The organism is Allokutzneria albata (genome assembly GCF_900103775.1).
GTDB lineage: Bacteria > Actinomycetota > Actinomycetes > Mycobacteriales > Pseudonocardiaceae > Allokutzneria > Allokutzneria albata.
Window position 1 is genome coordinate 3,600,780 of record NZ_LT629701.1, and the last position, 13,041, is coordinate 3,613,820.

4 protein-coding genes are annotated in these 13,041 nt (G+C 72.2%); all 4 read left to right on the forward strand.

The window, feature by feature from the left end; all coding sequences use genetic code 11:
- Positions 1–155 precede the first annotated feature (155 nt).
- Genes BLT28_RS16280 through BLT28_RS16295 form a run of 4 tightly spaced genes read left to right on the forward strand, consistent with a single transcriptional unit; the run spans position 156 to position 13,017 of the window.
- Positions 156–7,349, forward strand: a complete 7,194-nt coding sequence (locus tag BLT28_RS16280; protein ID WP_083383752.1) for a type I polyketide synthase — start codon at positions 156–158, stop codon at positions 7,347–7,349.
- A gap of 15 nt (positions 7,350–7,364) precedes the next feature.
- Positions 7,365–11,879 carry a type I polyketide synthase gene (locus tag BLT28_RS16285; protein ID WP_081900538.1) on the forward strand — a complete coding sequence of 1,505 codons (4,515 nt, stop codon included), beginning with the start codon at positions 7,365–7,367 and terminating at the stop codon, positions 11,877–11,879.
- A 53-nt stretch (positions 11,880–11,932) separates the two neighbouring features.
- Positions 11,933–12,196: an acyl carrier protein gene (locus tag BLT28_RS16290; RefSeq protein ID WP_052407735.1), complete on the forward strand. Its 264-nt coding sequence runs from the start codon at positions 11,933–11,935 to the stop codon at positions 12,194–12,196.
- 2 nt (positions 12,197–12,198) lie between these two features.
- Positions 12,199–13,017: an alpha/beta fold hydrolase gene (locus tag BLT28_RS16295; protein ID WP_030431482.1), complete on the forward strand. Its 819-nt coding sequence runs from the start codon at positions 12,199–12,201 to the stop codon at positions 13,015–13,017.
- The last annotated feature ends 24 nt before the right edge of the window (positions 13,018–13,041 follow it).

The window sequence follows — 13,041 nt, forward strand, 5'->3', positions numbered from 1 at the left end:
TCGCTCAAATCAAGCTTGAGGCGACCTCAAGATGCTGTACTGCCCGTTGCACTAATTCGTTTTCCCCAGATAGCTTCCCGCTTCGATTCAGCCATTCAGGTTGGACCTCGCATGTCCAGCCGGACTACCGGGTTGTGTTGATCGACGGAGGCTCAATGGCCGCGGAAACGCCGGAGCGCGAGCTGATCATCGGGGTGACGCCCTTCGGTGAACCCAACGCTCGCCTCGCCGCAGCGCTCTGCCGCGCGGGTGCGCTCGGGGTGCTCGACCTGGGCCGGGGTGACCGGCACGCGCGGCACGCGCTCGACCTGGCGGCCCGCTGGGCGCCGGGTGGCTTCGGGGTCCGGGTCGCCCCCGGCTGTGCCCTGCGCCCGGAGGACCTCCCCGAGGGCCGCGTCGACACCGTCGTCCTCGCCGGCGGCGCGCCGTGGAGCGTCGCCGAGGCCGGTTCCCGCGTGCTCGTCGAGGTCACCTCGCCCGAGCAGGCCCGCACGGCCGTCGCCGCGGGCGCGCACGGGCTGATCGCCCGCGGCCACGAGGCCGGCGGCAAGGTCGGCGAGCTGAGCTCCTTCGTCCTGGTGCAGAAGCTGGTCGCCGAGTTCGACCTGCCGGTGTGGGTCAACGGCGGCATCGGGCCGCGCACCGCGACCGCGGCCGTCGTCGGCGGCGCCGCCGGTGTGGTGCTGGACAGCCAGCTCGCCCTGCTCGCCGAGTCCGACCTGCCCGGGGAGGTCGCCGCCGCGCTGAGCACGATGGACGGCTCCGAGACCGTCCTGGTCGGCGGTCACCGCGTGCTGCTGCGCCGCGGTCCGGGCGCCCCGGCGACCACCGATCTGACCGAGGCCGAGGTCATCGCCCGGCTCGGTGCCAAGGACCTCCGCGACCAGCTGCTGCCGATCGGCCAGGACGGCTTCCTGGCGAAGCAGCTGGCCGACCGCTTCGGCTCGGCCGCCGCGCTCGTGCGCGGGCTGCGGGAGGAGCTGCTGGAGTCGCTGCGCTCGAACAAGGGGGCCGACGCGCTGCGCCCCGGTGCCCCGCTGGCCGCCGCGCTCGGCGTCGAGCTGCCGATCGCGCAGGGGCCGATGACCCGGGTCAGCGACCAGGCCGCCTTCGCCAAGGCCGTCGCCGAGGGCGGCGCGATGCCGTTCCTGGCGCTCGCGCTGGCGGGCAAGGCCCAGACCCGCGCGCTGCTGGAGGAGACCCGCGACCTGCTGGGCGAGCGCCCGTGGGGCGTCGGCGTCCTCGGGTTCGCGCCGGAGGACGTGCGCGCCGGGCAGCTGGAGGTCATCCAGGAGATCAAGCCCGCCTGCGCGATCATCGCGGGCGGCCGTCCGGCGCAGGCCAACGCGTTGGAGGACAACGGGATCGCGGCGCTGCTGCACGTGCCCTCCCCCGGTCTGCTCAAGCAGTTCCTCGACGCGGGCGCGCGCCGCTTCATCTTCGAGGGCCAGGAGTGCGGTGGCCACGTCGGCCCGCGTTCCAGCTTCCCCTTGTGGGAGGCGCAGATCTCGGTGCTGCTGGACTATCTGTCCACTAAGGATGGTCAGGGCATCCAAGTCCTGTTCGCCGGTGGCGTGCACGACGAGCGCTCGGCCGCGATGGTCACCGCGATGGCCGCGCCGCTGACCGAGCGCGGCGTGGCGGTCGGCGTGCTGATGGGCACCGCCTACCTGTTCACCGAGGAGGCCGTCGCCGCCGGTGCCGTGCAGCCCGCGTTCCAGCGCCAGGTGATCGCCGCCGAGCGCACCGAGCTGCTGGAGACAGCGCCCGGCCACGCCACGCGCTGCGTCACCTCCCCCTTCGCCGAGGAGTTCCTGGCGATCAAGGAGGAGCTGCGCACCAGCGGCGTGCCGGACCGCGAGGCCTGGGAGAAGCTGGAGCAGCTCAACGTCGGCCGCCTGCGCATCGCCAGCAAGGGCGTGACCCGCGACGGCGACAAGCTGGTCGAGGTCGCCGAGGCCGGGCAGCTGGCCGACGGCATGTTCATGGCGGGCCAGGTCGCCGTGCTGCGCTCCGCCGTCACCACCGTCGCCGACCTGCACGCCTCGGTCAGCTCCGACGCGGCCGCCTACCTGACCACGCGGCTGGACGAGCTGGCCGGGATCAGCGGGCGCGCGAGGGCCGAGGTGCCCGCCGCCCCGCCGGTGGACGTGGCGATCGTCGGCATGGCGTGCATGTTCCCGGGCGCCGCGGACCTGCCGACCTACTGGGCGAACGTGGTCGGCGGGCGGGACGCGGTCACCGAGGTGCCGGGCACCCGCTGGGACCACGAGACCTACTACTCGCCGGAGGCGACCGGTCGCAGCGCGGGCGAGAAGACCCCGTCGAAGTGGGGCGGCTTCCTGCCGGAGATCCCCTTCGACCCGCTGAGCTACGGCATCCCCCCGGCATCGCTGGCCGCGATCGAGCCGGTGCAGCTGCTCGCCCTCGAGGCCGCGCAACGGGCCCTCACGGACGCCGGTTACGGCAGTGACGATGCTCGACCCCGCGAGCGGGTCTTCGGCCGTGCGTTCGACCGTTCCCGGGTGGGCGTGGTCTTCGGCGCGGAGGCGGGCTCGGACCTGTCGAACGCCTCGTCACTGCGCGCGGTGCTGCCGTCCTACATCGGCGAGATCCCGGCGGCGCTGGACGAGCAGCTGCCGAAGCTCACCGAGGACTCCTTCCCCGGCATGCTGGCCAACGTCATCTCCGGCCGCATCGCCAACCGCCTCGACCTCGGCGGCGCGAACTACACCGTCGACGCGGCGTGCGCGTCCTCGCTGGCCGCGCTGGACGTGGCGTGCAAGGAGCTGGTCAGCGGCGCGGCGGACATGATGCTCTGCGGCGGCGCGGACCTGCACAACGGCATCAACGACTACCTGCTGTTCTCGTCGGTGCACGCGCTCTCGCCCACCGGGCAGTGCCGCACCTTCGACGGCAGCGCGGACGGCATCGCGCTCGGCGAGGGCGTCGCCTGTGTCGCGCTGAAGCGCCTTGAGGACGCCGAGCGCGACGGTGACCGGATCTACGGCGTGATCAAGGGCGTCGGCGCGGCCAGTGACGGCAAGTCGCTCGGCCTCACCGCCCCGCGCCCGGAGGGCCAGCGCAACGCGCTGGAGCGGGCCTACGCCAACGCGCGGATCTCCCCCGCCGAGGTCGGCCTCGTCGAGGCGCACGGCACCGGGACCGTCGTCGGTGACCGCACCGAGCTGAGCACGCTGACGAAGATGTTCGTCGAGCACGGCGCGCAGCCCGGCACGTGCACGGTCGGCTCGGTGAAGTCGCAGATCGGCCACACCAAGTGCGCGGCGGGTCTGGCGGGCCTGATCAAGGCGGCGCTCGCGCTGCACACCGGCATCAAGCCGCCCACGCTGCACGTGTCCGAGCCGAACGCCGCGTGGCAGCCGGACAGCAGCCCGTTCACGTTCACCTCGGCCGCGTTGCCGTGGGAGGCCGAGCCCGCCGAGCGGGTCGCGGGTGTGAGCGCCTTCGGTTTCGGTGGCACCAACTTCCACGTGGTCCTGCGCGGCTACGACGGCGGTCCGGCCCCGCGCCACGTCGGCGACGAGTGGCCCGCGGAGCTGTTCACCTTCCGCGGCGCGGACGTCAAGACCGCGGGCAAGCACGTCGAGCAGACCCTGGAACTGTTGCGGGTCAACGACTCCAGCGGCCGTCCGTGGCGGCTGAGGGACATCGCCCGCACCGTGGCGCGCCGTTCGGACGCGCGCACCGAGCCGGTGCAGATCGCCGTGGTCGCCTCCGACCTCGACGACCTGGCGCAGCTGCTGCGTTCCGCGCTCGCCGGTGAGACACCGCGCGGCGTGCACCTCGCGTCCGTGTCCGCCGAACAGGGCGGCAAGGTCGCCTTCCTGTTCCCGGGTCAGGGCAGCCAGAAGCCGGGCATGCTGGCCGACCTGTTCGTGGCCTTCCCCGAGGTGCACCACCTGCTGCACGAGGGCCGCAAGTGGGCCTCGACGATCTTCCCGCCCACCGCCTTCGACGAGCAGCGCGCCAAGGAGCAGGACGCGCGGCTGCGGGACACCCGCGTGGCGCAGCCCGCGCTGGGCATCGCCGGGCTGGCCGTGCACGAGCTGCTCAGCCGCCTGGACGTGCGACCGGACATGGTCGCCGGGCACAGCTACGGCGAGCTGGTCGCGCTGGCTGCGGCGGGCTCCATGGACTCCGCGACCCTGCTGGAGCTGAGCGAGGCGCGGGCCAACGCCATCCTCGGCGCCACCGGCGACGACCCCGGCGCGATGGCCGCGGTCAAGGCGAGCCGCGAGCGGGTCACCGAGGTGCTCACCGAGGCGGGGCTGGCGGAGCAGATCGTGGCCGCCAACCACAACTCGCCCGAGCAGCTGGTGATCTCCGGCCCGACCGCCGCGATCGACGAGGCGGTGGCCGCGCTCAAAGCGGCCAAGCTCGGCCCGAAGAAGCTGAACGTGGCGTGCGCCTTCCACAGCCCGCTGGTCAGCGGCGCCACCGAGACCTTCGGCGCGGTGCTCGCCGACGCCGACGTGCGCGCGCCGGAGCTGCCGGTCTACGCGAACCGGACCGCGGCGGTCTACTCCGGCGACGTGCGGGCCGAGCTGGCCGCGCAGGTCGGCGCGCCGGTGCGGTTCGTCGAGCAGATCGAGGCCATGTACGCCGACGGCGCGCGGATCTTCGTGGAAGCCGGTCCCGGCAAGGTGCTGACCAACCTGGTGAAGGCGATCCTGGGTGACCGGCCGCACCTCACCGTGGCCTGCGAGGGCCGCCCCCGGCACGGGCTGGCCGGGCTGCTGAACGCGGTCGCCACGCTCGCCGTCTCCGGGGTCGGCGTGCGCACCGGCTGGCTGTTCGCCGGTCGCGACGCCAAGGACCTGACCAACGCCAAGCCGCCGAAGCGCGCGGGCTGGACCATCGACGGTCACGTCGTGCGCACCGCCTCCGGCGACTTCCTGCCCAACGGCCTCGCGCCCGCCCGACGTGTGGAGATCACCACCATGACGACCCCAGGCGGCTCCGTCCCGCACCCCGGCAGCAACCGCGACGCCATGGTCAACCAGTTCCTGCAGGCCAGCCGGGAGATGGTGCAGGCGCAGCGCGACGTGCTGCTGACCTACCTCGGCTCCGCGCCGGAGGTGCAGTACTCGATCCCGGCGGTCGCCCCGGTCGCGCCCGTCCAGCAGTACTCGGCCCCGGCACCCGTTCAGCCGGTCATCGAGTCCGCTCCGGCTCCGGCCCCGGTCCCCGCTCAGTCCACTGTGGACGTGCTGGGCACGGTGCTGGAGATCATCAGCGAGCGCACCGGCTACCCGCTCGACATGATCGAGCCGGACCTCGACCTCGAAGCCGACCTCTCCATCGACTCCATCAAGCGCACCGAGATCGCGGGCGAGCTGGCTTCGCGCATCGGCGCGGCGGACACGCAGCTGGCGGATGACCAGCTGGAGGAGCTGGCCAAGGCGCGCACCGCGCAGGCGATCTCCGACTGGCTGAGCAGCCGTGTCGGATCGCCCCCCGCCCCCGCGGCGGCTCCCGTCGCGGCCACCCCGGCTCAGTCCACTGTGGACATCCTCGGCACCGTGCTGGAGATCATCAGCGAGCGCACCGGCTACCCGCTCGACATGATCGAGCCGGACCTCGACCTCGAAGCCGACCTCTCCATCGACTCCATCAAGCGCACCGAGATCGCGGGCGAGCTGGCTTCGCGCATCGGCGCGGCGGACACGCAGCTGGCGGATGACCAGCTGGAGGAGCTGGCCAAGGCGCGCACCGCGCAGGCCATCGCGGACTGGCTCGGCGGCCACACGGGTTCTGCCGCTCCTGCTCCGGCTCCGGTCAAGGCGACCGATGACCCGCTCGCGGGGTCGAGCATCGTTGAGGAGCCGGTGAACCCGGGCATCGCGCCGAAGCGCCTCGTGATGGCGCCGACCGCACTGGACGCGGTCGACCTCGGCGAGGCCGGGAAGACTTTGGGCGGCAAGAAGTTCCTGCTCTTCGGCACGGGACCGGTCGGCACCGCGACCGCCGCGCTGCTCGGCGCGCACGGTGCCGAGGTGTCCACTTCGGACACTCCGCGCCCGCTGGCCGGCTCCGACGGCGAGGTGGACGGCGTCCTGCACCTCGACGGGTGGGACGAGGCCGACGAGCCGGTGCTGCCGGAGACCTTCCCCTCCTTCAAGTCGGCGCTCACCTCCGGGCTGCGCTGGCTGATCTCGGTCAGCCCGACCGGTGGCGGCACCGCCGTCCCCGAGCTGACCCACGGCCGGGCCGCCGGGCTGCGGGGCTTCTTCCGCACCGTGCAGCGCGAGTACCCGGACACCGTCGCCCGCCTGGTCGAGGTCGACCACACCACCGACGCGGCCGTGGTCGCGAAGCTGGTGCTGGCCGAGCTGCTGTCCACCGAGGACGCTCCGGTGGTGCTGGCCACGCCGGACTCGCGGCACGGGCTGGTGATGACCGAGCTGCCGCTGACCTTGGGCAGCACGGGTGCCGGTCCCGCCGGGGACGGGGCGGCCGAGGCGCAGGCGATCGGGCTGGACCGCGACTCCGTGGTGCTGTTGATCGGCGGGGCGCGCGGGATCACCGCGCAGTTCGCCGCGACACTGGCCTCCGCGAGCGGCTGCCGGATCGAGCTGGTCGGGCGCACCGCCGCGGCCACCGAGGACGAGGACCCCAAGACCGCGGCGGCCACCGACAAGACCGCGCTGCGCAAGGCACTGATCGAGCTGGGCCACCGCTCGCCCGCCGAGATCGAGAAGCTGAGCAAGAAGATCCTGGCGCAGCGCGAGGTCGCCGCGACCGTGGAGCAGCTGCGCGAGCTGGGCAGCCAGGTCCGCTACCACAGCCTGGACGTCCGCGACCACGACGCGCTGCGCCAGCTGGTCAAGGAGATCCACACCGAGCACGGCCGGATCGACGGCGTGGTCTACGCGGCGGGCGTGATCGAGGACAAGCTGCTGGCGGAGAAGGACGTCGAGTCCTTCCGGCGGGTGTTCAACACCAAGGTCGGCGGTGCCCGCGCGCTGCTCGGCGCGCTGGAGGAGCTGCCGACCGGGCCGGGCTTCGTGACCCTGTTCGGCAGCATCGCCGCCGTGCTGGGCAACCGCGGACAGTCGGACTACTCCTCGGCCAACGACGCCCTGGAGGCGATCGGCGCCGGGTGGGCCGGCCGCACGGGCAACCGCGCGGTGACCGTCCACTGGGGACCGTGGGCGCCGAGCGCGCAGCACGGCGGCATGGTGACCGTGGAACTCCAGCAGGAGTACGCGCGCCGGGGGATCTCGCTGATCGACCCGGAGGAGGGCACGATGTCCCTCCTGCGCGAGCTGGCCTTCGGCGCACCGGACCTGCGAGCCGTCGTCTACACCGCCTCCGGCTGGTGATGCGGGGTTAACGGCATGCGTATCGCTGACGAAGATCCGCTCGCGGGATCGAGAATCGCCATTGTGGGGATGTCGGTTCTCCTCCCGGGCGCGCCCGATCTGGAGAGCTACTGGCGCAACCTCGTCGACGGGGTCGACTCGATCACCGAGGTGCCCGAGGGCCGGTGGGACGCGGAGTACTACAAGCCGTCCTCGGCGACCGGGAAGGCGGAGGCGGACGAGATCTACTGCCGCCGCGGTGGTTTCGTCGACGCCTACGCCGAGGTGGACCCGACGCGGTTCGGCATCATGCCGAACTCCGTCGCGGGCACCGAGCCGGACCAGCTGATCGCGTTGCGCGTGGCCGCCGCCGCCATCGCCGATGCAGGTGGGGACGAGAAGCTGCCTGCCCGGGACCGGATCGGCGTGGTGCTCGGACGCGGCGGTTACCTCACGCCCGGCCTGGTGCGGCTGGAGCAGCGCGTGCGGACGGCGCACCAGCTGGTGCGCACGCTCTCGGAGCTCATGCCGGATCTGCCCGCGGAGAAGCTGGAATCGGTTCGCGCGGCGTTCACCGAACAGCTCGGCCCGCACCAGCCGGAGTCCGCGATCGGCCTCGTGCCCAACCTCGCCGCGTCGCGGATCGCCAACCGTCTCGACCTGCGCGGCCCGGCGTACACAGTGGACGCTGCCTGTGCCTCCTCGTTGATCGCGGTGGACCAGGCGGTCACCGAGCTGTCCGCCGGGCGCTGCGACGTGATGCTGGCGGGCGGTGTGCACCACTGCCACGACGTCACGTTCTGGAGCGTCTTCTCCCAGCTGCGCGCGCTGTCCACGAGCCAGAGCATCCGCCCGTTCAGCAAGAACGCCGACGGCATCCTGATCGGTGAGGGCACCGGCGTGGTGGTGCTGAAGCGCCTTGAGGACGCCCAGCGCGACGGCGACCGGGTCTACGCGGTGATCCGCGGTACCGGTGTCGCCAGTGACGGCAAGGCGGCCAGCCTCTTCAACCCGGAGCCGGACGGGCAGGTGCTCGCGCTCCAGCGGGCGTGGGCCGCCGCCGGGCTCGACCCGACCGCGCCGGACGCGATCGGCATGCTGGAGGCGCACGGCACCGCGACGCCCGCCGGTGACGCTGCCGAACTGGACACGCTGCGCCGGATCTTCGGCTCCTCCAACGATTCCGACGACTTCCCGGTGATCGGTTCCGTCAAGTCGATGATCGGGCACACCATGCCCGCCGCGGGGATCGCCGGTCTGGTCAAGGCCGCGCTCGCGGTGCACCGGGGCGTGCTGCTGCCGACGCTGCACTGCGAGGAGCCGCACCCCGCGCTCGCCGAGACCCGGTTCCGCCCGATCTCCGCCGCGCGCCCGTGGGAAACCTCCCAGGGCAAGCCGCGCCGCGCCGCGGTGAACGCCTTCGGGTTCGGCGGGATCAACGCCCACGTGGTGCTGGAGCAAGCGTCCGCCGAAGACCCGGTTGCGGGGTCGAGCATCAGCACTGCGGGCACTCCCGTCGTGGTCTCCGAGCCGGAGCAGGTGCTGCGGCTGAGCGCCTCCTCCCCCGCCGAACTGGCGAAGCTGCTCGAGGCCGACGACGCCGAGCTGCGCGCGATGTCCTTCGCGGAGGGTTCGCCGCTGGACACCCGCCTCGGCATCGTCGGGCCGACCACGCGGAAGCTGACCCTGGCCCGCAAGGTCGCGGCGAAGGCGGTGTCCTGGCGCGGCCGCAACGACGTCTGGTTCAGCCCCTCGCCGCTGCTGGGCGCGCCCAGCGCGAAGATCGCGTTCGTCTTCCCCGGCCTCGAAGCCGACTTCGAGCCGCGGATGGACGACGTGGCGGCGCACTTCGGTCTGCCCGAGCGGGAGCTGTCCGGCGAAACCGTCGGTGCGCACGGCGAAGCCGTCTTCAGCATGGGCCGCATGCTCGACACCGTGCTGCGGCGCAGCGGGATCACCCCGGACGGCGTGGCGGGGCACAGCGTCGGCGAGTGGACCGCCATGGTGGCCGCGGGCATCTACTCCGACGCGGAGATCGACAGCTTCCTGCAGACCTACGACCCCGACGCGCTGAAGGTGCCGGGCGTGGCCTTCGCCGCGCTGGGTTGCGGGGTCGACCGGATCGCCGACGCGCTCGCCGCGCGGCCGGAACTCGTGCTCTCCCACGACAACGCGCCCAACCAGTGCATGGTGTGCGGGCCGGTCGAGGTCGTCGAGGACCTGGTCCGCGAGATGCGCGGGAAGAACGTCCTCGGGCAGCTGCTGCCGTTCCAGTCCGGCTTCCACACGCCGATGCTGGAACCGTTCATGGACCCGATCCACACCGCGGTGAACGAGCTGACGCTGCACCCGGCCACGCTGCCGATCTGGTCCGCTACCACCGCTTCTCCTTACCCCACAGCGGAAGCCGCGATCCGCGAGCTGTTCGTCCGGCACCTGCTGGAGCCGGTCCGGTTCCGCCAGCTGGTCGAGGCGATGTACGCCGACGGCTACCGCGTCTTCATCCAGACCGGCACCGGCCAGCTGGCCTCGCTGATCAGCGACACACTGCGCGGGCAGGAACACCTCGCCGTGGTGGGCAACGCGGGCAACCGCTCCGGGATGGAGCAGCTGCGTCGCGTCGCCACCGCGCTCTGGGTGGAAGGCGGCGCTCCTGCCCAGGACCTGTTCGGCCAGCCCGCTCCGGCCGCTCCGGCGCCTTCGAAGAAGGCCGGCAGGCCGCCGATGCGGCTGGACCTCAACGGCGCCTTGGTGTCGCTCAACGGTTCCGTGCCGCCGATCAGCAGGCCCGCCGCTGACGCCGAAGACCCGCTTGCGGGGTCGAGCATCGGCACGGGCGCGCTGGGCAAGCTGGGCAACCAGTTCCCGCTCGCCGCACAGCTGGAGGACCTGCTGCGCGAGACCGCGGACACCGCGGCCGCCGTCATCGGCGCCGCGCGGACGGCGGCTGCTCCGGTGAAGACGGTCTCGGCTCCGCGTGAGCTGCACGAGAAGCTGGCGGTCAACACCACGGCGATGCCGTACCTGTTGGACCACTGCTTCTTCCGGCAGCGCGCGAACTGGCCGGACGAGACCGACCGCTGGCCGATCGTGCCCGCGACCACGCTCGTCCAGCACATGATGGACGCGGCCGAGCGCAGCGCCCCCGGTCAGCGCGCGGTCACGTTGCACGACGTGAAGTTCAACCGCTGGATGGTCTCCGCGCCCGGCATCGAGGTCGACGTCAACGTCGTCCCCGAGAACAACAGTGCGCCGCACCGGGTCGAGGTGTCGATCACCGGCTACTGCCAGGCGACGGTGGAGCTGGCCCCGAGCTACGCCGGGCAGGTGCCCGCGGTGTGGCCGCCGTTCGCGGGCGAGCAGACGCCGGAGCTGACCGGCGAGGAGCTCTACACCAAACGCTGGATGTTCCACGGGCCGCTGTTCCAGGGCGTGACCGCGCTGACCGGCGTGAGCGAGCACCACGTGCGCGGCACCATCACCACGCCGCCCGCGCCGGGTGCGCTGCTGGACAACGTCGGCCAGATCCTCGGCTACTGGATCATGTCTCGGTTCACCGAGAAGAAGGTCGTCTTCCCGGTGGGCATGCGCTCCATCCGGTTCTTCGGGCCGCACCCGGCCGCCGGGGTCCCGCTGGAGTGCGTGATCGGCATCCGCGGGGTGTCGGACACGCTGCTGGAAGCGGACATGCAGCTGCTGCTCCCGGACGGCACGCTCTGGGCGCACATCGAGAGCTGGGTGGACCGGCGCTTCGACAGCAACCCGAAGACCGAGCCGGTGGAGCGCTTCCCCGAGCGCAACACGATCTCCGAGCGCCAGCACGGCGGCTGGTACCTGCTGCACGAGCTGTGGCCGGACCTCGCCTCGCGCGACCTGATCATGCGCAACCACCTCTCCGCCGTGGAGCGCGCCGAGTACGAGACCCGATCGCCGAGGACGCGGCGGCAGTGGCTGCTCGGCCGGATCGTCGCCAAGGACGCGGTGCGGCAACAGCTGTGGGCCGCGGGCGCGCCCCCGCTGTTCCCCGGCGAGGTCCGGGTGGGCAACGAGCCGACCGGACGGCCGTTCGTCACGGGACGGCACGGCACCGAGTTCACCGACACCGACGTCTCCATCGCGCACTGCCGCGAGGTCGGTGTCGCGATCACCCGCCCCGTCGCGGAGCGGGAGGTCCCCGGCATCCCGGGGATCGGCATCGACGTGGAGGAGGTCGCCGAACGCGACGACTCCACCGTCGCGTTCGCACTGTCCACAGTGGAACTGGAACTGCTCGACGCGCTCGTCGCGCGCACCGGGGAGACCAGGGCGCTGTGGTTCACCCGGTTCTTCACCGCCAAGGAGGCAGTCTCCAAGGCGGAGGGCACCGGTCTGCAAGGAGCACCGAGGAACTTCGTCGTCGAGCAGGCCACAGGCGTCCGGCTCGTCGTCAGCGTCGGGCAACGGCGCTACCTGGTGCACAGCACCGAGGCGAGCAACGCCGAAGGACTGCCGGAACGGCACTACGTGGTGGCCTGGACGACGGGCCTCGCGCACGAGGAGGAAACCCTGTGACGACGACCCCTGATCTGTCGGCACCTGAGGCGGTGCTCGCGGACATCGGCGAGATGCTCCGCGAGGTCCTTGGTGAGTACGGCCTCGACGACGCGGTGATCGCGATGGACACCAAGTTCCACGAGGACCTGGAGCTGGAGAGCATCGACCTGGTCGCGCTCTCCGGTCAGCTGGAGCAGCACTACGGCGGCCGGGTCAACTTCGCGGAGTTCATCGCCGACCTGGAGCTCGACGAGATCATCGAGCTGACCGTCGGCCGGCTGGTCGACTACGTCGTGTCCTGCCTCGACTCGACCGCTTCCGTCGGGGGGCAGTGACCATGGCGATGATCGAGGCGAACGGCATCCGGCTGCACGTGCAGCGCATGGCCGCCAAGAACGTCACTGCCGAACGACCTCCCACTGTCGTGTTCATCCACGGCCTCGGCACGGACAGCCTGGCGAGCTTCTACTTCACCCTCGCCGCGCCGGTGTCCGCCGCCGGTGTCGAGGTGCTGGCCTTCGACCTGCGCGGGCACGGCCGCAGCGGGCGCCCGGAGAGCGGCTACCGGATCAGCGACTTCGTCGGCGACCTGGACGCGATGCTCGACGCGATGAACGTCGAGGGCCCGGTTCACCTGGTGGGCAACAGCTTCGGCGGCACGGTGGCCTTCAGCTACGCGGTGGCGCACCCGGAGCGCGTCGCCAGCATCGTGATGATCGAGTCCGAGCCCGCCACCCCGGCGTGGTCGGCCAAGCTCGGCGGGCTGCTCGGCCGCGCGGCGGAGCAGCTGCGCTACGAGGAGGCCTTCGCCTGGATCACCGAGAACCAGGGCGCGCACACCTCGCGGCTGGCGAAGGCGGCCAGCAACGCGTTGTGCAACACCAGCATGGCCACCGACATCCCGGCCAGCCGCGTGCACACCGCCGAGGAGATCGAGTCGGTGGACTGCCCGGTGCTGGCGATCTTCGGCAGCGAGTCCGACCTCGCGGTGCAGGCGCAGCTGATGGAGACCCGGCTGCCGCGCTGCCGTTCCGTCGTGGTCGGCGGGCACGAGCACTCCGTTCTGGTCGAGGCGCCCAAGACGGTCCGCGACCTGTTGCTGCCGTGGGTCGCCGAGCACGAGAGCGGCCGCGTGCTGGAGGGCACTCCCGCGTGACACCGCGGTTCCCGGACACCGTCG